17 protein-coding genes are annotated in these 23,487 nt (G+C 60.7%); 13 read left to right on the plus strand and 4 right to left on the minus strand.

Annotated features, from left to right (window positions below):
- Positions 1-32 precede the first annotated feature (32 nt).
- The 4 genes from LOY68_RS10565 to LOY68_RS10580 all read left to right on the plus strand — a co-directional run bounded on the left by LOY68_RS10565 (position 33) and on the right by LOY68_RS10580 (position 5,129).
- Positions 33-992: a tRNA dihydrouridine synthase gene (locus LOY68_RS10565; protein WP_265044437.1), complete on the plus strand. Its 960-nt coding sequence runs from the start codon at positions 33-35 to the stop codon at positions 990-992.
- 121 nt (positions 993-1,113) lie between these two features.
- Entirely contained in the window at positions 1,114-1,560 is a 447-nt protein-coding gene (locus tag LOY68_RS10570; RefSeq protein WP_054054113.1) for an Hsp20 family protein, read from the plus strand.
- Positions 1,561-1,749: 189 nt separating this feature from the next.
- Entirely contained in the window at positions 1,750-2,448 is a 699-nt protein-coding gene (locus tag LOY68_RS10575) for a DUF1266 domain-containing protein (protein WP_265044439.1), read from the plus strand.
- The gene (locus LOY68_RS10580; protein ID WP_265044440.1) at positions 2,445-5,129 is read left to right on the plus strand and encodes a DUF805 domain-containing protein; all 2,685 of its coding nucleotides are present in this window, start codon (positions 2,445-2,447) and stop codon (positions 5,127-5,129) included. The genes LOY68_RS10575 and LOY68_RS10580 overlap by 4 nt, the downstream gene beginning before the upstream one ends.
- Here LOY68_RS10580 and LOY68_RS10585 read toward each other — a convergent pair.
- The 3 genes from LOY68_RS10585 to LOY68_RS10595 form a co-directional block, all read right to left on the minus strand.
- Entirely contained in the window at positions 5,126-6,817 is a 1,692-nt protein-coding gene (locus LOY68_RS10585) for a molecular chaperone HscC (RefSeq protein WP_265044442.1), read from the minus strand. The two genes, LOY68_RS10580 and LOY68_RS10585, sit on opposite strands and share 4 nt — an antisense overlap.
- 228 nt (positions 6,818-7,045) lie before the next feature.
- On the minus strand, positions 7,046-10,324 hold the full coding sequence (locus tag LOY68_RS10590) for a PAS domain S-box protein (RefSeq protein WP_054052913.1): 3,279 nt from the start codon (positions 10,322-10,324) through the stop codon (positions 7,046-7,048).
- Positions 10,325-10,393: 69 nt separating this feature from the next.
- Positions 10,394-11,284, minus strand: coding sequence for a LysR family transcriptional regulator (locus tag LOY68_RS10595; protein WP_054052915.1), 891 nt, complete (start codon positions 11,282-11,284; stop codon positions 10,394-10,396).
- Between the two features lie 154 nt (positions 11,285-11,438).
- On the opposite strand from LOY68_RS10595, the gene leuC reads away from it, so the two are divergent.
- The 7 genes from leuC (at position 11,439) to LOY68_RS10630 (ending at position 20,884) form a co-directional block, all read left to right on the plus strand.
- A complete protein-coding gene (leuC, locus tag LOY68_RS10600; RefSeq protein ID WP_054052917.1) occupies positions 11,439-12,857 on the plus strand; it encodes a 3-isopropylmalate dehydratase large subunit in 1,419 nt (472 codons plus the stop codon).
- Between the two features lie 10 nt (positions 12,858-12,867).
- A complete protein-coding gene (leuD, locus tag LOY68_RS10605; RefSeq protein ID WP_054052919.1) occupies positions 12,868-13,512 on the plus strand; it encodes a 3-isopropylmalate dehydratase small subunit in 645 nt (214 codons plus the stop codon).
- A gap of 156 nt (positions 13,513-13,668) precedes the next feature.
- Complete coding sequence (locus LOY68_RS10610; protein WP_265044446.1) at positions 13,669-14,427, plus strand: class I SAM-dependent methyltransferase; 759 nt, start codon at positions 13,669-13,671, stop codon at positions 14,425-14,427.
- A 58-nt stretch (positions 14,428-14,485) separates the two neighbouring features.
- Positions 14,486-15,568 carry a 3-isopropylmalate dehydrogenase gene (gene leuB / locus LOY68_RS10615; protein WP_265044447.1) on the plus strand — a complete coding sequence of 361 codons (1,083 nt, stop codon included), beginning with the start codon at positions 14,486-14,488 and terminating at the stop codon, positions 15,566-15,568.
- Positions 15,569-15,637: 69 nt separating this feature from the next.
- On the plus strand, positions 15,638-16,750 hold the full coding sequence (asd, locus tag LOY68_RS10620; RefSeq protein WP_054052925.1) for an aspartate-semialdehyde dehydrogenase: 1,113 nt from the start codon (positions 15,638-15,640) through the stop codon (positions 16,748-16,750).
- A 260-nt stretch (positions 16,751-17,010) separates the two neighbouring features.
- Entirely contained in the window at positions 17,011-18,021 is a 1,011-nt protein-coding gene (locus tag LOY68_RS10625) for an aspartate-semialdehyde dehydrogenase (RefSeq protein WP_265044453.1), read from the plus strand.
- Positions 18,022-18,229: 208 nt separating this feature from the next.
- Positions 18,230-20,884: a FimV/HubP family polar landmark protein gene (locus tag LOY68_RS10630; protein ID WP_265044455.1), complete on the plus strand. Its 2,655-nt coding sequence runs from the start codon at positions 18,230-18,232 to the stop codon at positions 20,882-20,884.
- A 184-nt stretch (positions 20,885-21,068) separates the two neighbouring features.
- Here LOY68_RS10630 and LOY68_RS10640 read toward each other — a convergent pair whose 3' ends face one another.
- Positions 21,069-21,728 (minus strand): aminopeptidase P family protein, encoded by a 660-nt coding sequence (locus LOY68_RS10640; RefSeq protein ID WP_265044456.1) that lies wholly within the window; start codon positions 21,726-21,728, stop codon positions 21,069-21,071.
- Between the two features lie 184 nt (positions 21,729-21,912).
- Between LOY68_RS10640 and truA the strand changes: the two genes are divergently transcribed.
- Positions 21,913-22,737: a tRNA pseudouridine(38-40) synthase TruA gene (gene truA / locus LOY68_RS10645; RefSeq protein ID WP_054052931.1), complete on the plus strand. Its 825-nt coding sequence runs from the start codon at positions 21,913-21,915 to the stop codon at positions 22,735-22,737.
- A 63-nt stretch (positions 22,738-22,800) separates the two neighbouring features.
- Entirely contained in the window at positions 22,801-23,430 is a 630-nt protein-coding gene (locus LOY68_RS10650; protein WP_054052933.1) for a phosphoribosylanthranilate isomerase, read from the plus strand.
- The last annotated feature ends 57 nt before the right edge of the window (positions 23,431-23,487 follow it).

Consider the following 23,487-nt stretch of genomic DNA (forward strand, 5'->3'; position numbering starts at 1 on the left):
CTGCCGCACGTTTTTCGTTGAGTGTGTTTTCCATGCAAATTGCTTTGGCGCCCATGGAGGGGTTGGTCGACAACATCCTGCGGGACGTGCTGACCCGTGTCGGCGGTATCGATTGGTGCGTGACCGAATTCATTCGGATCAACGATCAACTGCTCACGCCTGCCTATTACCACAAGTTCGGCCCGGAACTGCTGACTGGCGCCCGTACCGTGTCCGGTGTGCCGTTGCGCGTGCAACTGCTCGGTTCCGACCCGGTGTGCCTGGCGGAAAACGCCGCGTTGGCCTGCGAACTGGGTTCCGAAGTCATCGACCTGAACTTCGGCTGCCCGGCCAAGACCGTCAACAAGTCCCGTGGCGGCGCGGTCCTGCTCAAAGAACCTGAACTGCTCAACCAAATCGTCGAAACCGTGCGTCGTGCGGTGCCGGCGCATATCCCGGTCACCGCCAAGATGCGCCTGGGTTTCGACAGCCCGGACGGCGCGCTGGTCTGCGCCACGGCCCTGGCCGAAGGCGGCGCGGCGCACATCGTGGTTCACGCGCGGACCAAGACCGATGGCTACAAACCTCCGGCGCACTGGGAATGGATTCCTCGCGTGCAAGACGTGGTCAAGGTCCCGGTGTTCGCCAACGGCGATATCTGGAGCGTTGAAGACTGGCGCCGTTGCCGCGAAATCAGCGGCGTGGAAGACATCATGCTCGGTCGCGGCCTGGTGTCGCGTCCGGACCTGGCCCGGCAAATCGCCGCCGCGCGCGCCGGTGAAGAAGTGGTCGAGATGACCTGGGCGGAGTTGCTGCCGCTGATCCAGGACTTCTGGCTGCAAGCCAAGGCGCAGATGACGGCCCGTCAATCGCCGGGCCGCTTGAAGCAGTGGCTGGCGATGCTGACCCGTAATTATCCCGAGGCGGTGGAGCTGTTCACCGTCCTGCGGCGTGAAACCGAGCTCGATCAGGTCTCGCGTTTACTCGGCCTGCAAGTCGCCGAAGCAGCGTAAAAAAAATCTGTAAATAATCTCTTGAAATGCAATCAGCGGTCCCTATCTAAGGGTTACGCGATGCCGAATTCGGGTCGCGGAGACAAAAAACCTTGCTGATTGTTTTCAGGAGATTTGAACCATGAGTACTGCATTTTCCCTCGCGCCACTGTTCCGTTCCTCGGTAGGCTTCGACCGTTTCAACGACCTCTTCGAAACCGCCCTGCGCAACGAACCTGGCAGCACCTACCCACCGTACAACGTTGAAAAGCACGGTGATGACCAATACCGCATCGTTGTCGCGGCCGCCGGTTTCCAGGAAGAAGACCTGGAACTGCAAGTCGAGAAAGGTGTGCTGACCATCAGCGGCGGCAAGCGTGACGCCAATGACAGCGTGACCTACCTGCATCAAGGCATCGCCCAGCGTGCGTTCAAACTGTCGTTCCGTCTCGCGGACCATATCGAAATCAAGGCCGCCGACTTGAGCAATGGCCTGTTGAGCATCGACCTGCTGCGGGTTGTTCCGGAAGAGGCGAAAGCCAAGCGCATCCCGATCAATGGGACGCAGAAGCCGGCGCTTCAGCACTGAGTGTCATGCGCAGAAATAGATTCGCGTGATCTCGCTGTAACCCGCTAAATGAAGGCCCCGACGTGTCGGGGCCTTTTTGTTTTCCAGCAAAAAGCGAAATGCATACTTTGCTGCCTTGAGCCGGTTTCTCTACAATCCGCGCAGTTTTGCCGACTCCCATTCTGCCTGGTCGGCCCGGAGCTTTTTTTCATGGAAGAGATACAACAGCGTTGGCTATGCGGTCTTTCCGCGCCAATGGTTGCCCTCAATCCTCGTGCCGAATACGACGAGCCCGCGTTCTATTCCGATCCGGAATTTATCGACCTGCAATGCAGCTGGGGCATCAATGACCGGCCACAGTTGTTGGGCATGCTCGAAAGAATGACCGATAACGGTCACGCCACACACCTCGAAGCAGCATATCGCTCATGGCAACGTTGTTTGCCCGGTGAGTGGCAGGCGCTGCTCGAGACGCTGGAACCCCGTGAGCGCATCTTGCATGAGTTTGCCAGCCGTACCTTTGAGGGCTGCGGCTCCGGTGGTATCCAGGCGTGGGACTTGGGGCGGATGGGGTTTCTGTTGCGGTGTGCCGTGCGCAACGAGTGGATCGATCTTTCCGAGAGCCTCTGGCTGCATTGGCGTCTGGCCGTCAGGGCGCAATATCACTATGACGACTGGTTTGCCTATTTCAACGGATTCCTGACCGGTCGCGCGTTCTGGGGCTGCCTGAGCAGCAGTGACGAGACGCTTGCTTACGAACTGGACCGACAAGGGGAGTGTTCGAGCAGTCTGCGCATCGCTCGCGGCCTGAGCCAAAACATGCCGATTTTCCTGGCCGATTTGCCTTGGCACCTGGAGCTTGATCCGCCGCAGCGCCCGGCATCTTTAGGGGAGTTCGACTGGTCATGACTTGCTGGATACGTCTGGGCATAGAGCCCACCAAAGACCAGGCACTGATTCGGGATGCCTATCGCGCGCGTCTGCCGCAGCATCATCCGGAAAGTGATCCCGAAGGCTTCCAGGCACTGCGTGAAGCCTATGAAAGCGCCAACCGTTTCGCCCGGCAGGAAGAGGACGACGTAGAAGCGGAGGAGGGTGCGGGCATCCCTGAGATGCCGCAGACCCTGGTGGATTTTTACGCGCTGCTCCAGGACCCGGCGCGGCGTTTCAATCCGCAGGCCTGGCAAGCCTTTGTCAAAGCGCTGGATCAATTGCCGCTGGACGTGCTCGATGACCTTAGTTGGGGGCTGTTCCACCCATTGGCCAACGCGGGCCCTCTGTCGTACCGCTGCGCGAATCTGTTGGCGCAACGGCTGGCCTGGGAACAGCAATTGCTGGATCTGGAGTTCGACCAGGCGAAAGAAGTCGAAGCGTTCCTGCAGCGCATCAAGGGTCCCGACCCGTTCGACACGGCGCTGATGGGCGATTGGCCCGTGCCTGTGCAAATCGAAACCCTCTGGTATGCCCGCAGCCTCGACTACATATTCCAGCATCGTCCTCTGCATGAGTTCGAAGACTTCGCCAGCCACCACACCTGTGTGCCGCTGCCGGCAGATGACGCATTCATCCAGCGTCTGCTGGTGCAGTTCACTCAGGCGGGTATCGGCGGTGCCGGTCTGCGGCAACAGTGCGCCGAGCAACAGGCGAAAGCCCCCGACGATGTCGACTGGCTGTATCTGCTGGCCTGCCAAAACAGCTTGCTGGGCCTAGAAGATCAGGCGCTGCCTTGCTGGGTCCGGCTGTGGCAGGAGCATCGCCACCCGAAGGCCGAAAGCCGTTTGCTGGAACTTTGCGCAAAGCGGCAGCCGGACTTTTTGGCGCTGCTGATCCAGGCTTTTGACCGTCTGGAGAACGTCCGCGCCTGGCCCACCGACCTCGCCGATGGCAGCCAGATCTATGGCAGTCCTTCACAACGTCCCGAGACGCTGGCTCGCTGGCTTGGAGTCGGTCAACTCAGCCTGCAAGGCTTGGCGGCGGCTTTTGTCGATTGGCGCATGACCGGGGATGAACTGCCGCTGCTGGCCTCGCTGCTAGGCGAGCCTGCGGATTCCCGTTTGCAGCAGCTGTACCGACATGCCTGGGCCTTGCACCGTGGCGATGTGGGGTTGTTGCAACAAATACTCGACGAACCGCAGCCGATTGATGCCCTCGAAGGCCTGGTGTTGCACGGGTTCAAGTATCAGGCCGAGCAGCAACTGTGCTGGCTGACTCAGGCGCCGATCCCGTTGGCGATGAAGTCGTACCTCAGCAGTCGTTCGGTTCAGCCGCAACTGGCCGAGGAACTGAAAAAGGACGAACCGCACAACATCGGCCGCCTCTGGTTGCGCAGGCTGCGGCCTTACGATCAGTCCGCGCTGGTGCGGATCGATCAGGCGTTTGATCTGCAAGACGCGCAAGCGGACGTGGACTTGCGCGGTTTGAGCCTGCTGGTCCAGTTGGAGCAACGTGGCGTGGTATTGCCGGCCATTGCTCATGGCGAGTCGACGTGGCAATGGCACGCTCAAACGATGTTCCTGCTGGCATTGCTCGATCAGCCGGAACGTTGGCTGGCGTTGATCGATTCGGCCTGCCTTGAGCGGCTGGACGTCAACCCGGCTCATCCTTTGAGTCGGCTCCAACCACTACTGCGGCGTTTGCAACGCGAACAAGGGAGTTGCAGCGGGTTACTGGGTTGGTTGCAACCTAGCGATCCGGTGCATGGCTTGCTCGTGCAAAAGCTGTTCAACGTACAACAGGCCCTCGACAGCGCGGCGCTACCGGGTAACGCGCAACTCTATACCTGCATTGAAAGCGATCCTGACGCCTGCGGCGAAGATGTATTGGGGCTGATGTTGCTCTGGGGTGTGCTGTATCACGATCCGACTCTGAATGCCGAGCAGCACCGCGCGCTGTTGCAATCCATCGCCGCCGTCAGTTGCGAAGATGAATGGTTCGAAGGGTTCCGCAATGGCTTGATCAAAGGCGAGCCGGAGTGGCCGCCTGAAAAGGTGTTGGCGGATTTCGGTGTCGAGAAACTGGTGGTTTATTCACTCCTCGATACGCTGAAAAGCCTGGTCCGTCATGGCGCGGCAGGGGTGCCGCGGAACAAGGTGCTGAGCATCTTGCAGTACGGCAAGGATGACACCGAGAACAGCGTGGGCCTGCGACTGGCGCTAACCGCCCTGTTGTCCTGGAACGAACGCCTGCTGCTGGCCAACAGCGACACTCGGCCTGTGCCGGCCACTGCGTTCTGGCGTCTGGGTTCCCGGCTCGGGCGCAAGGCGTTTATCGGGCAAGTGCTGGGGTGTCTGCTGATCACCCCGTATCTGGCGTTGATGAGCGGCACTGCGCTCTCGGGCATTGGCGTGTTGTTGCTGGGCTTCGCGTTGCTGCTCGGCGCGATTCTGCGTCGACTGCATGACATGGGTCGCGGGATTCCCACGCTGCTGATTTTTGGCTGTCTGTCGCCAGTGCTGCCGTTCATGCCGTTGCTGTTGTTCGGCTTTCCCGGCGACAAACTGCCCAACCGCTATGGCGTGCCACCGGACAGCGGTGGTGAAGACACCTTGTCCGGCGGTTTGCAGGTGGCTTTGCGGCGGCTTAACGACTAAAGGCGCAGTTCATCCAGGGCTTTATTGAGCTGTGAGCGATGGCTGGCAATCTCCACCGATTGCTGGCCACCGAGCACGGTGGTGAAGGTATCCAGCCAATCAGCAATCTGTTCGCGCTCGTCACCCAGGCTTTGCGCCCAGGCCCGCTCCAGGCGCGCCAGCAGCGTGCGGTTGGGCAGGGTGTCGCGTGGGTGGATTTTCAGGGCGCTGAGCCGTTCATGGCTATTTTGCCGCGACTGCGGGTCGAGCCCGGTGGGGCTGCGGTCGATGCTATGGCTGTGACGTTCACCGCTGGCCAGCAGGGTGACGTCAACTTCGAGCAAACCATTGATGTCATAGCTGAAGCGCACATCCAGCGCTTCGGTCTGTTCGCTGGGTTTCAGCGCGACGTCGAAGGCATCGATGAAAATATTGTCCCGCACCCACGGCCGCTCGCCTTGGTAGACCTCAATGCGGATCAGCGTTTGCTGGGGATGAGTCGTGTAAAAGCGTTTCACCCTGGACGTCGGGATCACCGTATTGCGCTCGATGATAGGGGAGAAGGCGCCGCTGACGTCTTCTCCGCGATTGGTCGAGATGCCCAGGGTGTAGGGGCAGACGTCGGTCAGGATCAGTTCTTCGATTGCACTGTCCCGGGCTTTGCACGCGGCCTGAGTGGCGGCGCCCAGCGCGACAATCGTGTCCGGGTCGAGGTGGCGATAGGGCAGGCGCCCGAACAGCGTCGCGACCATTTGCTGCACGGCCGGCATCCGTGTGGCGCCGCCGACCATCACCAGGCTGTCGAGGTCCCGGGGCTTGAGCCGGGCATCGCGCAGCGCTTGCTCGATGGGCGCGCGTAACCGGGCGAGCAGCGGCTCCCAAATGTTCAATGCCGAGGCTTCATCCAGCGACCATTCGCGCAATGCACCAGCACCGTTCCAGCTCAGGTGTTGGGTGCCTTCACTGAGTTTGCATTTAAGTTGTTCCAAGGCATCGCCGAGGCTGGCCAAGCCCTGGCCATCGATCATTTGCGGGGTGAGTTGCCAGTCTTTCAGGCAGGCCTGCAGCAGCGCGGCGGTGAAGTCTTCGCCACCGAGGAAGTTGTCGCCGGTGGAGGCATGCACTTCGATCAACGGCAGGGCATATTCCAGCACCGTGACGTCGAAGGTGCCGCCGCCCAGGTCGAATATCAGCGTGCGCTCAAACTTCTGCTCATGCAGCCCGTACGCCATGGCGGCGGCGGTCGGTTCGTTGATCAGCCGCGACACGTTCAGGCCAGCCAACTCGGCGGCAAACAGCGTGCGCTTGCGTTGCTCGTCACTGAAATACGCCGGTACCGAAATCACCGCCTCGTGCACCGCGTGGCCAAGCCAGGCTTCGGCATCCTGCTTGAGCGAACCGATCACCAGCGCCGAAAGTTCTTCCGGGCTGAACTGTCGCCCGCCCAGTTCGAACTGTTTGTCGCTGCCCATAAAACGCTTGAACGCCGCCACCGTTCGTTCCGGATGCGTGGTCAGGCGCGCGCGGGCAGCCTTGCCCACCAGAATGCTGTCGTCTTCATCGAGACTGACCACGGAGGGGGTGAGGACATCACCGAGGGCGTTGGGAATCAACTGCGCCCGACCGTCCTGCCAGACGGCGATCAGGCTATTGGTGGTCCCAAGGTCGATACCCAGCAAGGCCGGGCGGGGGAGGGTTGCATCCTGCATGGTTGATCTCTTTGAGGCGGCGCAAAAAACGCGACCCTACAGGCTGAGAGAAAAACTCGCAATTCCCGGCCCCGTAGCAGCTGTCGAGCCCCAGCGAGGCTGCGTTCGGCGGCGAAGCCGTCGTAAACCCAGCGCACGCGTTTTACCTGATACACCGCGTCATCTGATTTCACGACGGCTTTGCCGCCGGACGCAGCCTCGCCGGGGCTCGACAGCTGCTACAGGGATTTATTTGAGCAGCGTCTGAAACGCCTCCACCGGTAATGGCCGGCTGTGCAGATAGCCTTGATACAAATGGCAACCTAACCCCTGCAAAAACTCCAGTTGCTCTGGCGTCTCAACCCCTTCGGCAATCACTTCCAGCGCCAGGCTGCGCGCCATGGCGACGATGGCGCGGATGATTTCGGCGTCGTTGGGGTCGGTGGTGGCGTCGCGGATGAACGACTGGTCGATTTTCAGCGTGTCCACCGGCAGGCGCTTGAGGTAGGTCAGCGAAGAGTAGCCAGTGCCGAAGTCGTCCATGGCAAAGCTCACGCCGAGTTTTTTCAGGCGACGCATCTTGTTGATGGTGTCTTCCAGGTTCTGAATGACGATGCCTTCGGTGATTTCCAGTTTCAGCAGCGAACAGGGCAAGCCATGGCTGCTGAGGCTGCGTTCGATGCGTTCGACGAAGTCGTTCTGGCGGAATTGGCGTGGGCTGATGTTCACGCACAGGCTGAAATTGAGCGGGTCAATCAGGCCCTTGGCGATCAATTGTTTAAAGGCATCGCAGGCTTCGTCGAGGATCCAGGTGCCGACTTCCAGAATCAGCCCGCTGTCTTCCAGGACCTTGATGAATTCAGTGGGCGATTGTGCGCCGAGTTCCGGGTGGTTCCAGCGCACCAATGCTTCGGCGCCGATGATGCGGTTGTCCTGGGCATCGACCTGGGGCTGGTAATGCACGCTGAATTCGCCGCGGGAAAGGGCCAGGCGCAGGTCGGTTTCCATGCGCAAGCGTTCACTGGCGGCCTTCTGCATGGTGTTGTGATACATCTGCGTGGTATTGCGCCCCGAATCCTTGGCCCGGTACAGGGCAATGTCGGCGCGCTTGAGCAGGTCGGTCGGGGTCGAGCCGTGATCGGGAATCAGCGCGATGCCAATGCTCGGCGTGACTTGCAGGCGCTGGCCGTCGAGGAACATCGGTTCCGAGAGCAATTCGCGCAAGGTGTCGGCCAAGTCCCGAACCTGCTCGCTGACTTCACTGCGCGAACCTTCCAGGCCGCTGAGCAGCACCACGAACTCGTCACCACCGAGGCGCGCCACGGTGTCTTCCATGCGCACGCTGGCTTCGAGTCGCGCGGTGATGATCTTCAGCACCGTATCGCCGACCGGGTGACCGAGGGAGTCGTTAATGTGCTTGAAGTGGTCGAGGTCGAGAAACATCAAGGCGCCGCGCAGGTTGTGGCGTTTGAGCAGGGCAATCTGCTGGCTCAGGCGATCCATCAACAGCGCGCGGTTGGGCAGGTTGGTCAGCGGGTCGTGGTAGGCGAGGTGACGGATTTGCGCTTCAGCGTTTTTCAACAGGCTGACGTCGCGAGCGGTCAGCAGCAGGCACGCGGTTTCGTTGAGGGTGATCGGTTCTACCGAGACTTCGACGGTGAGCAGTTCCCCGCGTTTATTGCGCCCGAGCATCTCCTGGTGGTGCACGCGGCCCTTGATCTGCAATTCGGCCAGCAGCGACGAACGTTGTTTTTCTTCCGCCCAGATGCCGACTTGATACACGGTTTTGCCCACCACTTCATCGGCGCGGTAGCCGGTCAGGCGGCAGAAACCGTCGTTGACCTCCAGATAGCGCCCGGTGTCGCGCTCGGTAATGGTGATGGCGTCGGGGCTGGAGTGGAACGCCTTGGCGAATTTCTCTTCGCTGGCCTTGAGCGCCGCTTCCGAACGCTGTTGTTGGGTGATGTCGCGCAGGGTGGTGACGATGCACGGTTGTTCGCCGACGCTGATCTGTCGGCTGGAAATCACACAGGTCAGGGTTTGCCCGTCCTTGTGCTGAACGAGGATCGCGACGTTGCTCAGGCCTTGTTCGCGGATCACTTGCTCGATCCGTTGCAGGCTTTTCGCTGAAGCGTCCCACAGGCCGATTTCATCGGCGCTGCGGCCGATCACGTCGTCGGTGGTCCAGCCGAAAATCTGGGTGAAACTGGAATTGATCTCGATGAACTGACCACTGTCCTGGCGAGTCACGCAGATCGGGTCGGGGCTGACCTGGAACAGCGTGGCGAATTTCTCCTCCGAGGCCACCAGTTGCTGCTCGCGCTCGACCTGATCGGTGATGTCCAGCAGCGTGCCGGCCATGCGCAGCGGCTGGCCGTTTTCATCGCGATAGAGCCGCGCACGGCTTTCCAGGAAGCGCGAGCTGCCATCGGCCAATTGCACGCGATAGGTCAGTTGATAATTGCCGGCCGGGCCTTCGCGCAAGCTGCGGTAGGCATTGCGCATGCTGTTGCGTTCTTCGCCGGGCACGCCTTCGAAGAATTCATCGAAGGCTTCATGGAATGGCTTGGGCTCCATGCCGTGCAACTGCGCCGCCCGCGCCGAGCCGTAGAGCATGCCGCTGGGGATGTGCCAGTCCCACGTACCGAGTTGTGCCGAGTCCAAGGCCAGGTCGAGGCGTTCCTGGCTGTCCTTGAGCGCATGTTCGGCGGCTTTGCGTTCAGTGGTGTCGAGGAACGTGCTCAGGAGATACGGCTGGCCTTCGAGCTCGACCTTTTGCGCGCTGAGAATGCCATCGTGGACCTGGCCGTTGCTGGCGCGAAACTGCACTTCCATGTTGATCAATTCGCCCTTGGCCTTGGTCGCCTTGACCAGCAATGCACGTTGCTCGGGATGCACCCACAGGCCCAGTTCCAGGGTGGTGCGGCCAATGACGCTTTGCACCGGCCAGCCGAACAGGCTTTCGAAATATTGATTGGCCTCGCTGATCAAGCCGTCTTCCTGGCGGGTCAGCAGCACCATGTTCGGGCACAGGTGGAACAGCGTGGCGAAGCGCTTTTCCGAGCTGCTCAGGGCCTGTTCCCGTTGCCGCTGGTGGGTGATCTCGCGAATCACCCCGATCATTCGTGGCCGGCCGTGTTTATCCGGCAACAGGCTGCCGTTGATCTCCAGCCAGTGCAGACTGCCGTCGGGCCACCGGATGCGGTGATGCATCGCTTGTTCCAGCGGGGCGCCGGCGATCACCTGATGGAACGCGCGAATGGTTTTCGCCCGGTCCTCCGGGGGCAGCAGGTCGAGGTATTCCAGATCCGCCGGCAAGGGCTGTTTGGGATCGAAGCCGAACAGCGCCTGGGTGCCCCGGGACCAACTGATCTGCCCGCGTTCGATGTCCCAATACCACGCCCCCAGGCGCGCACCGTTCAGCGCGGCCAACAGCTGCGGCGCGCTTTCCCAGCTCTGCTCCGACCGCTGCGGGTCAATGGCCTGAATACGCGGCATCGGCGGAATACGGTCAACAGATTTGGGCATTGGCAGCAGGCCTTGGGCTGAATGGGGCGTTAGGCACGGGGTTTTGCAGCTCTATAGGAGTAGCACAAGTTAGCCGTGGGTCCTTGGCAGATCAATTTGTGCATCCAGCAGGGCCATAAAGGCACGTGCCGCATTCGAAAGCGTCCTTTCTGTGTGCAGGATATAGCCTAGCTCGCGAGTGAGTTGTATGCCCGGCAAAGCTATCCGCGCCACCTGATCATCGAGCATGGTGCGCGGCAAAACGCTCCAGGCCAGGCCGATCGAGACCATCATCTTGATGGTTTCCAGATAATTCGTGCTCATGGCAATGTTCGGCGTCAGGCCCTGGGCCTCGAACAGACGCTGGACGATGTGGTGGGTGAACGTGTTGCCACCGGGGAAAACCGCCGGGTGCAGGGCAATATCCGCGAGCGTGACCGGGCCGTTGCTGATCAGCGAATGCTCGGGGGCGACCACGAAATCCAGCGGGTCGTCCCACACCGGCGTGGCCTTGACCAGCGCATGGGGCTCCGGCGCCAGGGTGATGACCGCCAGTTCGGCGCGGCCATGCAGGATTTCTTCGTAGGCCACTTCCGAATCGAGGAACTGAATATCCAGCGCGACCTGTGGGTAACGCCGGGTGAACTCCCTTAATAAGGGCGGCAAGCGGTGCAGGCCGATGTGGTGACTGGTGGCGAGGGTCAGGCGACCGCTTACTTCACCGGTGAGGTTGGTCAGGGCGCGGCGGGTGTCGTCCAGCACGTTGAGAATCTGATAAGCCCGCGGCAGCAGGGCGCGTCCGGCCTCGGTCAGGCCGACTTCACGGCCCAAGCGATCAAACAGGCGCACCTTCAATTGCTGCTCCAGCCCGGCGATGCGTTTGCTGATCGCCGGTTGGGTCAGGTGCAGCCGTTCGCCTGCGCCGGAGAAACTCCCGGTCTCGGCAATCGCGATAAAGGCGTTGAGGTTGGCCAGATCCATTCATGTATTCCAGTTGGTTATCCAAAGCATAAAAAATATGAATTTGAGTTATTTAATGTAACCCCCTAGGATCGACCTCACAAGCCAAGGGGTTATTGAACCGCTGCACAACCCAAGGCATAGAAAATAGAAGCAAGCTGATGAGGACCGTCTGATGGCCGGCAAAACGCTTTACGACAAGCTCTGGGATTCCCATGAAGTGAAACGGCGCGACGATGGGTCGTCGCTGATCTATATCGACCGCCACATCATCCATGAAGTGACTTCGCCCCAAGCTTTCGAAGGCCTGCGTCTGGCCGGGCGCAAGCCTTGGCGTGTCGACTCGATCATCGCCACCCCGGACCACAACGTGCCGACCACCCCGGATCGCAAGGGCGGCATCGAAGCGATTACTGACCAGGTCTCGCGTTTGCAGGTTCAGACCCTCGATGACTATTGCGACGAATACGGCATCACTGAGTTCAAAATGAATGACGTGCGCCAAGGCATCGTTCACGTGATCGGCCCGGAGCAGGGCGCTACCTTGCCGGGCATGACCGTGGTGTGCGGCGACTCGCACACCTCGACTCACGGTGCATTCGGCGCGTTGGCCCACGGCATCGGCACCTCCGAGGTTGAACACGTGTTCGCCACGCAGTGCCTGGTCGCCAAGAAAATGAAAAACATGCTGGTGTCGGTCGAAGGCAAATTGCCGTTCGGCGTGACCGCCAAGGACATCGTGCTCGCGGTGATCGGCAAGATCGGCACCGCCGGCGGTAACGGCCACGCCATCGAGTTCGCTGGCAGCGCGATTCGCGACTTGTCCATCGAAGGCCGGATGACCATCTGCAACATGTCCATCGAGGCCGGCGCTCGCGTAGGTCTGGTAGCCGCAGACGAAAAAACCGTGGAATACGTCAAGGGCCGTCCATTCGCTCCGAAAGGCGCGGAATGGGACATGGCGGTCGAAGCCTGGAAAGACCTGGTTTCCGACACCGATGCGGTGTTCGACACCGTGGTCAAGCTCGACGCGACCCAGATCAAGCCACAAGTCAGCTGGGGCACTTCGCCCGAGATGGTCTTGGCGGTTGATCAGAACGTGCCGGACCCGGCGAAGGAAATGGACCTGGTCAAACGCGGTTCCATCGAGCGCGCCTTGAAATACATGGGTTTGAGCGCCAATCAGGCGATCACCGATATTCAGCTGGACCGCGTATTTATCGGCTCCTGCACCAACTCGCGGATCGAAGACCTGCGGGCCGCGGCAGTGATCGCCAAGGGCCGCAAAGTCGCTTCGACGATCAAGCAGGCCATCGTGGTGCCGGGCTCGGGCCTGGTGAAGGCGCAAGCCGAGGCTGAAGGCCTGGACAAGATTTTCCTCGAAGCCGGTTTCGAGTGGCGTGAACCGGGTTGCTCGATGTGCCTGGCGATGAACCCGGACCGTTTGGAATCGGGCGAGCATTGCGCTTCGACCTCCAACCGCAACTTCGAAGGGCGTCAGGGCGCCGGTGGCCGTACGCACCTGGTGAGCCCGGCCATGGCCGCGGCGGCTGCCGTCAACGGTCGTTTCATCGACGTTCGCGAACTGATCTGAGGAACCGCACATGAGAGCTTTTACCCAACACACTGGTTTGGTCGCGCCATTGGACCGTGCCAACGTCGACACCGACCAGATCATTCCGAAGCAGTTTCTGAAGTCGATCAAACGCACCGGTTTTGGTCCGAACCTGTTCGACGAGTGGCGCTACCTGGACGTGGGCTATGCCTACCAGGACAACTCCAAGCGTCCGTTGAACAAGGATTTCGTGCTCAACGCCGAGCGTTATCAAGGCGCCAGCGTATTGCTGGCCCGGGAAAACTTCGGTTGCGGCTCCAGCCGTGAACACGCGCCGTGGGCCCTGGAAGAATACGGTTTCCGCAGCATCATCGCGCCGAGCTATGCCGACATCTTCTACAACAACAGCTTCAAGAACGGCTTGCTGCCGATCATCTTGAGCGACGCTGAGGTTGATGAGCTGTTCCAGCAAGTCGAAGCGAATCCTGGCTACCAGTTGACCGTCGACCTCGAAGCCCAGACCGTGACCCGGCCGGATGGCAAGGTCTACAGCTTCGAGCTGGATGAATTCCGCAAGCATTGCCTGGTGAATGGCCTGGACGATATCGGTCTGACATTGATGGATCACGAGGCGATTGCATCTTTTGAAAGCAAGCACCGGGCGAGCCAGCCTTGGTTGTTTCGCGATGTTTGATTGATCCGGGATTGATGTAGACAGGGCCGGCCTCTTCGCGAGCAAGCCCGCTCCCACAGGGGTTTTGTGAACGACGAAATTCCAATGTGGGAGCGGGCTTGCTCGCGAAGACGGCAGCCCAGACACCACAAGGCTAAACCCCAAAAGGAAGTGCCCATGACCCAGCACAGCCAAGTCGTACAAAAGCAATTCGGTGAACAGGCCTCGGCCTACCTGAGCAGTGCCGTTCACGCTCAAGGCACTGAATTCGCGCTGCTACAGGCTGAACTGGCCGGGCAGGGCGAGGCCCGTGTGCTGGACCTGGGTTGCGGCGCCGGTCACGTGAGTTTTCATGTGGCCGCGTTGGTGAAAGAAGTCGTGGCCTACGACCTGTCCCAGCAAATGCTCGACGTGGTGGCCGCCGCAGCGACTGATCGTGGTTTCAGCAATGTCACCACGGTCAACGGTGCCGCCGAGCGCCTGCCGTTCGCCGATGGCGAGTTCGACTTCGTGTTCAGCCGTTATTCGGCGCACCATTGGAGCGATCTCGGCCTGGCTTTGCGGGAAGTGCGCCGGGTGCTGAAACCGGGCGGCGTGGCGGCGTTCGTCGACGTGCTGTCGCCGGGCAGTCCGTTGTTCGACACCTACTTGCAAAGCGTCGAAGTGCTGCGCGACACCAGCCATGTACGCGATTATTCTGCTGGCGAGTGGTTGCGCCAGGTCAGCGAAGCGGGGTTGCATACCCGAAGCACCACCCGTCAGCGGCTGCGTCTGGAGTACAACAGCTGGGTCGAACGCATGCGCACACCGCAAGTGATGCGCGCGGCGATCCGCGAGTTGCAGCAGTCGATGGGCAATGAAGTACGCGAATATTTTGAGATTGAGGCCGATGGTTCGTTCAGTACAGATGTACTGGTGCTGATGGCTGAAAGATAAACGATAGAATTTTTCCGGGTGTGCCTGAGGGCGCACCGACTGATGACATGAGGAAAGCATGAGCAAGCAGATTCTGATTCTCCCAGGTGACGGTATTGGCCCGGAAATCATGGCCGAAGCAGTCAAAGTGCTGGAACTGGCCAACACCAAGTACAGCCTGGGCTTCGAGCTGAGCCACGACGTGATCGGTGGCGCCGCCATCGACAAGCACGGCGTGCCGCTGGCTGACGAAACCCTGGATCGCGCGCGCGCTGCCGATGCGGTACTGCTGGGCGCCGTGGGCGGCCCGAAATGGGACACCATCGAGCGTGATATCCGCCCTGAGCGCGGCCTGCTGAAGATTCGTGCGCAACTGGGCCTGTTCGGCAACCTGCGTCCGGCGATCCTGTACCCGCAACTGGCCGAGGCGTCCAGCCTGAAGCCTGAAATCGTCGCGGGCCTGGACATCCTGATCGTCCGTGAGCTGACCGGCGGCATCTACTTCGGCGCGCCACGCGGCACCCGTACCCTGGAAAACGGCGAGCGTCAGTCCTACGACACCCTGCCGTACAGCGAAAGCGAAATCCGCCGTATCGCCCGTGTCGGTTTCGACATGGCCATGGTTCGTGGCAAGAAGTTGTGTTCGGTGGACAAGGCCAACGTGCTGGCCTCCAGCCAACTGTGGCGTGAAATTGTCGAAGAAGTGGCCAAGGATTACCCTGAAGTCGAACTGAGCCACATGTACGTCGACAACGCCGCCATGCAACTGGTGCGCGCACCAAAGCAGTTCGACGTGATCGTCACCGACAACCTGTTCGGCGACATCCTGTCGGACCAGGCGTCGATGCTCACCGGTTCCATCGGCATGCTGCCCTCGGCGTCCCTGGACACCAACAACAAGGGCATGTACGAGCCGTGCCACGGTTCGGCGCCGGACATCGCGGGCAAAGGCATTGCCAACCCGTTGGCAACCATTTTGTCGGTGTCGATGATGCTGCGTTACAGCTTCAACTTGCAGGATGCGGCGGATGCGATCGAGAAGGCCGTCAGTCTGGTTTTGGACCAGGGCCTGCGCACTGGCGACATCTGGTCGACCGGTTGCACTAAAGTCGGTACGCAGGAAATGGGTGACGCAGTAGTCGCCGCGCTGCGGAATCTGTAATCTCTCGGGCCCGCTGCCACTTTCAACTTCGAAAGCAGCGGCCCACTTTTTAAAGAAGGTGTAGTTGCGATGAAACGTGTAGGTCTGATCGGTTGGCGCGGTATGGTCGGTTCCGTGCTCATGCAGCGGATGCTGGAAGAGCAGGATTTCGATCTTATCGAGCCGGTGTTTTTCACCACTTCCAATGTCGGTGGCCAAGGCCCGTCCGTGGGCAAGGACATTGCTCCGCTCAAGGACGCTTACAGCATTGAAGAGCTGAAGACCCTCGACGTGATTCTGACCTGCCAGGGTGGCGACTACACCAGCGAAGTCTTCCCGAAACTGCGCGAAGCCGGCTGGCAGGGTTACTGGATCGACGCCGCTTCCAGCCTGCGCATGCAGGATGACGCGGTCATCGTGCTGGACCCGGTGAACCGCAAGGTCATCGACCAGCAGCTCGACGCGGGCACCAAGAACTACATCGGCGGCAACTGCACCGTCAGCCTGATGCTGATGGGCCTGGGCGGTCTGTTCGAAGCCGGCCTGGTCGAGTGGATGAGCGCCATGACTTATCAGGCGGCCTCCGGTGCCGGCGCGCAGAACATGCGTGAACTGATCAAGCAAATGGGCGCGACCCACGCCGCTGTCGCCGATCAACTGGCCGATCCGGCCAGCGCGATCCTCGACATCGACCGTCGCGTGGCCGAAGCCATGCGCAGCGACGCGTACCCGACTGAAAACTTCGGCGTACCGCTGGCCGGCAGCCTGATCCCGTGGATCGACAAGGAACTGCCGAACGGCCAGAGCCGCGAAGAGTGGAAGGCCCAGGCCGAGACCAACAAGATCCTCGGCCGCTTCAAGAGCCCGATCCCGGTCGATGGCATCTGCGTGCGCATCGGCGCCATGCGCTGCCACAGCCAGGCGCTGACCATCAAGCTGAACAAAGACGTGCCGATCGCTGATATCGAAGGGCTGATCAGCCAGCACAATCCTTGGGTCAAGCTGGTGCCGAACAACCGCGAAGCCAGCATCCAGGAACTGAGCCCGACGAAAGTCACCGGCACCCTGAACGTACCGGTTGGCCGCCTGCGCAAGCTGAACATGGGCACCCAGTACGTTGGCGCTTTCACCGTGGGCGACCAACTGCTGTGGGGCGCGGCCGAACCGCTGCGTCGCATGCTGCGGATCCTGCTTGAGCGTTGATCGTTTAAAGCTGTGAAAGAACCCGTGCCTTGAAAGATGCACGGGTTTTTTTATGGGTGATGTGTCGCCAGTGAGGTCCTCTTCGCGGGCAAGCCTCGCTCCTACAGGTTGTGTCATATTTTACGAACGACACTGAACCTGTAGGAGCGAGGCTTGCCCGCGAAGAGGCCTGCACAGCCACCACAAATCCCCGACCGAATTGCCTGTACGCCACCCACCCGGTAAAGTGCCGCTCCCCCCGTTTCGCCAGAGGTAGAACCATGAGCCAGTCCTTCGATATTGCCGTGATCGGCGCCACCGGTACTGTCGGCGAAACGCTCGTGCAGATTCTCGAAGAGCGGGACTTCCCTGTCGCCAACCTGCACCTGCTGGCCAGCAGCGAATCCGCCGGGCATTCGGTGCCGTTTCGCGGCAAGAACGTGCGGGTGCGCGAAGTCGATGAGTTCGATTTCAGCAAGGTTCAGTTGGTGTTCTTCGCCGCCGGCCCGGCAGTCACCCTGAGCTTCGCTTCCCGTGCCCGCGCGGCCGGTTGCTCGCTGATCGACCTGTCCGGCGCACTGTCGGCCGATGAAGCGCCGCAAATCGTGCCGGAAGCCAATGCCCATGTTCTGGCTGGCCTGAAAAAGCCATTCCAGGTCAGCAGCCCGAGCCCGTCGGCCACCACATTGGCCGTGGTGCTCGCGCCTTTGCTCGACGTGATCGACCTGCAATGGGTCAACGTGACCGCCAGCCTGGCCGTCTCCGCCCAGGGCCGCGAAGCCGTGACCGAACTGGCCCGGCAGACCGCCGAGCTGCTCAACGTGCGTCCGCTGGAGCCGACATTCTTCGATCGGCAGATGGCGTTCAACCTGCTGGCCCAGGTCGGCAAACCTGACGAGCAAGGTCATACGCTGCTGGAAAAACGCCTGGTGCGAGAGCTGCGTCAGGTCATGGCGCTACCTTTATTAAAGATTTCCGCAACTTGCATTCAAGCCCCGGTGTTTTTTGGCGATAGCTTTAGCGTGACCTTGCAGTCAGCGAGCGCGGTCGACCTGGCCAAAGTCAACGCCGCCCTGGAAGACGCGCCGGGTATCGAACTGGTGGAAGCCGGCGATTACCCGACACCGGTAGGTGATGCGGTCGGGCAGGATGTGGTCTACGTTGGTCGGGTACGCAGCGGTGTCGACGACCTGTCGGAACTTAATTTGTGGCTGACGTCAGATAACGTACGCAAAGGCGCGGCGCTCAATGCTGTGCAGGTGGCTGAATTGTTGATAAAAGACCTGCTGTAAAAGATACTTGGCAACAATTTGTCGAATGATTCTAGCCGAGCGCTATGCTTGGCCGGAGTGCTAAAGGCAAGTCACCCTACGGGACTTTCCGGGGCATCAAAGAAATGATCGCGCGCGACGACCCTTCGCCGCCGCGCGCAATGCCTTACGGCAGCGACTTTCAATACCTTCTCGCTGGCCGAGGAATGTTCAAACAAAGGATGAGGCTATGGTTCAAGTTCGCAAACTGGTGTTAGCAATAGCGGCCGCCTCGGCGCTGTCCTCCGGTATGGCGCATGCTCTCGGGCTCGGGGAACTGACCCTGAAATCGACGCTGAACCAGCCCCTGGTCGCAGAAATCGAGCTGCTCGACGTCAAGGACCTCACCGCTGCCGAAGTGGTGCCGAGCCTGGCCTCGCCAGAAGATTTCGCCAAGGCCGGGGTTGATCGCCAGGCGTTTCTCAACGACCTGACGTTCACCCCGGTGCTCAACGCCAGCGGCAAAAGCATTCTGCGCGTGACCTCCAGCAAACCGCTCTCCGAACCGATGGTGAAATTCCTGGTTCAGGTGATGTGGCCTAACGGTCGCTTGCTGCGCGATTACAGCGTGCTGCTCGATCCGTCCAAATTCTCGCCGCAAACTGCCGATGCCGCCGCCCAACCTGCGCCGTCCCAGGCAGTGACCGCACCGATGACCGGTGCCACCAAGCCATCGACCTACACCACCACGCCGCGCGATACCCTGTGGGAAATCGCGGCCAAGGCGCGCAATGGCGGCTCGGTGCAACAGACCATGCTGGCCATCCAGGCGCTGAACCCGGATGCGTTCATCAACGGCAACATCAACCTGCTGAAAACCGGCCAGGTCCTGCGCATGCCGGATCAGGTGCAAAGCACCAGCCTGCCGCAACCCAAGGCCATCGCTGAAGTCGCCGCGCAGAACACCGCGTGGCGCCAGGGCCGTCGCTATGTGGCCAAGCCTGGCACCGGCCAGCAGCAACTCGATGCCACCAAGCGTGGGAGTGCCGATACCACTCCGACCCAGGCAGCGAAAGACAAGCTGAGCCTGGTGTCTGCCGAATCCGGCAAGGGCCGCAAGGGTGCCGCCGGTGATGCCAAGAATTTGAGCAACAAACTGGCGGTGACCCAGGAAAGCCTCGACACGACCCGTCGTGACAACGCCGAACTGAAAAGCCGCATGACCGATCTGCAAAGTCAGCTGGACAAGCTGCAACGCCTGATCGAGCTGAAAAACAATCAACTGGCCAAGTTGCAGGCTGAAGGCGCTGCTGCTCCGGCAGCTCCAGCGGCGACGGCTGCTGCTCCGGCGATCTCGGCGGAACTGACGCCTGCTCCTGCACCGGCGGCAACCCCGGCTGAAGCTGCACCGACTGCCACGGCTCCGGTTACGCCTGCGCCTGTGGTGACCGCACCGGAGGCCACACCGGCCCCGGCTGAAACCCCAGTCGAACCGACGCCTGCCGCGTCCGACAACCAGAAATTCAATGACCTGCTGACCAACCCGATCCTGCTGGGTCTGGTGGGCGGTGGTGCCATCGTCCTGCTGCTGTTGCTGTTGCTGCTGGCCCGTCGCCGCAAAGCCCAGCAAGAAGCCGAAAAGCACCTGCGTATGGCGCGTGCCCTGGCTGAAGAGCAAGAGTTTTCCACCGAGCAAGACTTGCCGGAAAGCAGCTTCGAAGGCCTTGAAGTTCCGCCGCCAGCGGTGACGCTCACCAAGCCAGGGGCGCCAGTACCTCCGCCAGCTCCGGCTCCGGTGATTGCGCCGGTCATCGTCACTCCGCCGATCGCCGCACCGCTGGTTTCGCCAGCCGCCGAGCGCAACGATGACGTACTGAGCCACGCCCAGTCGCACATCAACGCGGGTCGCCTGAATCAGGCAGCCGCGTTGCTTGAAGACGGCATCAAGCAAGAACCGCAACGCAGTGATCTGCGCCTGAAGCTGATGGAAGTCTACGGTCAGCAAGGCGATCGTGATGCGTTCGTCGCGCAGGAACGCCAACTGGTGGCCAATGGCGATAACTTCGCCCAGGTCGAACAGCTGAAAAGCCGTTTCCCGGCCATGGCCCTTGCGGCGGCCGGTGGTATCGCTGCCACTGCCATTGCCGCCGAACTGGACGCCCAGTACGTCAAGGACCTGCTGCTGGATGAACCTGAAGCGCCAACTCCTGTGGCTGAAGACGATCTCGACAGCGCGTTCGACTTGAGCCTGGATGATCTGGAAAACGCTTCTCCGGCAGTGGTTGCTCCAACGCCAGTGCCGGAACCTTTGGCCGAGCTGGACGAATTCCCGCTGGACGACGACCTGAGCTTTGAGTCGGTGCTGCAGCAGCAGACCGACATCAAGGAAAACCTCGACGACCTGTCGGACTTCGATCTGGACCTGGACCTCGGTGGCGATGCTTCGCCAGCGACCCTGGCCGAAGACGATTTCCTGCTGGACCTGGACGAAGGCGTCAAAGACCTGCCTCCTGTCGATGCGCCAACCGTGAACGAAGCGGCGCTGGATGACCTGGAACTGCCGGCCGATTTCGACCTGTCCCTGGCTGACGAAATGGACGTTCCTGAGCCCAAGGATGCGTTCGCGGCTGAGCTGGATGACGTCAACGCCGAGCTGGATCGTCTGTCCCAGACCATCAACGAGCCTACCTTCACCGCCGAAGACGCGGCCGCCTTGGTGGCTGACGAGCCGGAATTCGATTTCCTCTCCGGCACCGATGAAGTCGCCACCAAACTCGATCTGGCCCAGGCCTACATCGACATGGGCGACAACGACGGCGCCCGTGACATCCTCAACGAAGTGGTGACCGAGGGTGATGCAGGGCAGAAGAGCGAAGCCAAGGAAATGCTTTCGCGCCTGGCTTGATGGTTAAGTCAGTTGTAAACAAAACGGCAGCCCATCGGGGCTGCCGTTTTTGTTTCTGTATCACCGCGAATTCCCTGTGGGAGCGGGCTTGCTCGCGAATGCGGTGTGTCATTCAGCATTGATGGTGACTGACACACCGCCTTCGCGAGCAAGCCCGCTCCCACAAGGGGATCTACTGCGCTAATCAGGCCAACAGATCCTCATAAAACGCACCAAACGGCCGGGTAGGGTGGGCAATCTGGATCTCCAGAATCCACAACCCGACATTCGGGCAGTCTTCGAAATTGCCCAAATCCCCCGCACGATAAATCGCATGGGGGAAATCGCTGACTCGATGCCCCTTGATCTCCAGGTTCAGCTTCCAGCCCATCGCCGTCGCTTGCTCATCGGCATAGCGATACAGCTCGGGGCCGGCCACCTGTTGCGTGCGCCAGTACTCGTGAACCTGATCAAACAGGGTTTTTGCCGCCACGGCACACGCCTTCATCTCGGGATCGTCGCCGACCGTGAAGGTCGCGCCTGAATCGCCTTCGTGACGATCCCAGACCACGCCGAGGTCGATAAAGAAAATATCGTTTTGCGCCAGCACCGGATCACCGTCGGAGCGCTGCTTGAAGGTTTTCAGGGTGTTTTCGCCAAAACGAATCTTTGATGGGTGCCAGATGCGGTCCATGCCCAGTTCGTTCAGCACTTCGAGACTCATCGCCTGGGCTTCGGATTCCAGCATGCCGGGTTTGACGCGGCGGGCCATTTCTTCGATGGCTTCCCAGGTCTTGCGTTTGGCGTGGAGCATGCCGTCCAGGCTATAAGCCAGGCCTACGGCTTCTTTTAGGGTGGCGGTCATCATCAGGTCTCGGTTTTATGTTTTCGTTGTGTAGTCATCTATATAGCGAAGTCGGCGGGAGCGATGCAATGGTCCAAACGCCACACAGCTCTGGCGTCATCGACCTGCGGCCTTATAATGCCCGCCTTTGCGTAGATCAGCAGGCTGTCACCCCTTGGCAAATATAGATAATCCGGCCGCTGAAATGGCGGCCGACGGCTTTTTCCGGGTCGCGTTGGGCGTTGAATACAAAGGCTCGCGTTATCGCGGCTGGCAGCGTCAGGCCTCTGGCGTGCTGACCGTGCAGGAAACCCTCGAAAACGCCTTGTCCAAAGTCGCCGATTCGCCGGTGTCGCTGCATTGCGCCGGGCGCACCGATGCGGGCGTGCATGCCTGCGGTCAAGTGGTGCATTTCGATACCCAGGTCGAGCGCTCGCTGAAAGCCTGGGTCATGGGCGCCAACATCAATTTGCCCCACGACGTCAGCGTCAGTTGGGCGCAGGTCATGCCGGCGCATTTTCATGCGCGGTTCAAGGCCATCGCCCGGCGCTATCGCTACGTGATCTACAACGATCAGATCCGCCCGGCGCACCTGAACGAAGAAATCACCTGGAACCACCGTCCGCTGGACGTCGAGCGCATGGCCGAAGCCGCGCAGTACCTGGTGGGCACGCACGACTTCAGCGCCTTTCGCGCTGGGCAATGCCAGGCCAAGTCGCCGATCAAGGAATTGCACCACCTGCGGGTGACGCGGCACGGCAAGATGATCGTGCTCGATATCCGCGCCAGCGCTTTCCTGCATCACATGGTGCGCAACATCGCCGGGGTACTGATGACCATTGGCTCCGGCGAGCGCCCGGTGGAGTGGATGAAAGAAGTGCTGGAGAGCCGCATTCGCCGTTCCGGCGGCGTGACGGCGCACCCGTACGGCCTGTATCTGGTGCAGGTGGAATACCGCGATGAGTTCCAGTTGCCCGAGCGTTACATTGGGCCGCACTTCTTGACCGGTTTCGCCGAACTTGACGGCTGACGCCCTCGAACGCATTTGTTACCATCCGGGACTTTCTCGGATTCGCCCTGGGGTTTTATCGACATGTCAGCCGTTCGCAGCAAGATTTGTGGGATTACCCGCATAGAAGATGCGCTGGCGGCAGTCGAGGCCGGGGCCGATGCCATCGGGTTTGTGTTTTACGCCAAGAGCCCACGGGCGGTGACGTTTCAGCAGGCGAGGGCGATTATCAAGGCCTTGCCGCCGTTCGTGACCACCGTGGGTTTGTTCGTCAATGTCAGTCGCTGCGAGTTGGGCGAGATCCTCGACGCGGTGCCGCTGGACCTGCTGCAGTTCCACGGTGACGAAACCGCTGACGAATGCGAAGGCTGGCATCGACCGTACATCAAGGCCCTGCGGGTCAAGGCCGGGGATGATATTGCGGCGGCATGCGATGCGTTTCCGAGTGCCAGCGGTATCCTGCTTGATGCCTATGTCGAAGGGGTGCCGGGCGGAACCGGCGAAGCGTTCGACTGGTCATTGATACCGCAAGGCTTGAGCAAGCCGATCATTCTCGCGGGCGGGCTCAACCCTGAAAACGTTGCCGAGGCGATTGCCCGGGTCCGGCCGTATGCGGTGGATGTCAGTGGTGGAGTAGAGGCGAGCAAAGGCATCAAGGATCACGCAAAGATCCGCGCATTTATCAAAGCGGTACGTGATGTGACGGCTGGCTAACTGCCGCCGTCCATAACTTCACTTGCACGAAAGCAGGCACGGCTGAGGGTTTTTGGG

This window comes from Pseudomonas sp. B21-053 (assembly GCF_026016365.1).
Lineage (GTDB): Bacteria > Pseudomonadota > Gammaproteobacteria > Pseudomonadales > Pseudomonadaceae > Aquipseudomonas > Aquipseudomonas nunensis.

Bases quoted from the DNA above. Each gene is read 5' to 3' on its own strand.
- LOY68_RS10565 (WP_265044437.1), top strand. From the start codon at position 33: ATGCAAATTGCTTTGGCGCCCATGGAGGGGTTGGTCGACAACATCCTG.
- LOY68_RS10630 (WP_265044455.1), top strand. From the start codon at position 18,230: ATGGTTCAAGTTCGCAAACTGGTGTTAGCAATAGCGGCCGCCTCGGCG.
- leuD (WP_054052919.1), top strand. From the start codon at position 12,868: ATGAGAGCTTTTACCCAACACACTGGTTTGGTCGCGCCATTGGACCGT.
- LOY68_RS10595 (WP_054052915.1), bottom strand. From the start codon at position 11,284: ATGGATCTGGCCAACCTCAACGCCTTTATCGCGATTGCCGAGACCGGG.
- LOY68_RS10610 (WP_265044446.1), top strand. From the start codon at position 13,669: ATGACCCAGCACAGCCAAGTCGTACAAAAGCAATTCGGTGAACAGGCC.
- asd (WP_054052925.1), top strand. From the start codon at position 15,638: ATGAAACGTGTAGGTCTGATCGGTTGGCGCGGTATGGTCGGTTCCGTG.
- truA (WP_054052931.1), top strand. From the start codon at position 21,913: ATGGCGGCCGACGGCTTTTTCCGGGTCGCGTTGGGCGTTGAATACAAA.
- LOY68_RS10590 (WP_054052913.1), bottom strand. From the start codon at position 10,324: ATGCCCAAATCTGTTGACCGTATTCCGCCGATGCCGCGTATTCAGGCC.
- LOY68_RS10650 (WP_054052933.1), top strand. From the start codon at position 22,801: ATGTCAGCCGTTCGCAGCAAGATTTGTGGGATTACCCGCATAGAAGAT.
- LOY68_RS10575 (WP_265044439.1), top strand. From the start codon at position 1,750: ATGGAAGAGATACAACAGCGTTGGCTATGCGGTCTTTCCGCGCCAATG.
- LOY68_RS10585 (WP_265044442.1), bottom strand. From the start codon at position 6,817: ATGCAGGATGCAACCCTCCCCCGCCCGGCCTTGCTGGGTATCGACCTT.
- leuC (WP_054052917.1), top strand. From the start codon at position 11,439: ATGGCCGGCAAAACGCTTTACGACAAGCTCTGGGATTCCCATGAAGTG.
- LOY68_RS10570 (WP_054054113.1), top strand. From the start codon at position 1,114: ATGAGTACTGCATTTTCCCTCGCGCCACTGTTCCGTTCCTCGGTAGGC.
- LOY68_RS10625 (WP_265044453.1), top strand. From the start codon at position 17,011: ATGAGCCAGTCCTTCGATATTGCCGTGATCGGCGCCACCGGTACTGTC.
- leuB (WP_265044447.1), top strand. From the start codon at position 14,486: ATGAGCAAGCAGATTCTGATTCTCCCAGGTGACGGTATTGGCCCGGAA.
- LOY68_RS10640 (WP_265044456.1), bottom strand. From the start codon at position 21,728: ATGACCGCCACCCTAAAAGAAGCCGTAGGCCTGGCTTATAGCCTGGAC.
- LOY68_RS10580 (WP_265044440.1), top strand. From the start codon at position 2,445: ATGACTTGCTGGATACGTCTGGGCATAGAGCCCACCAAAGACCAGGCA.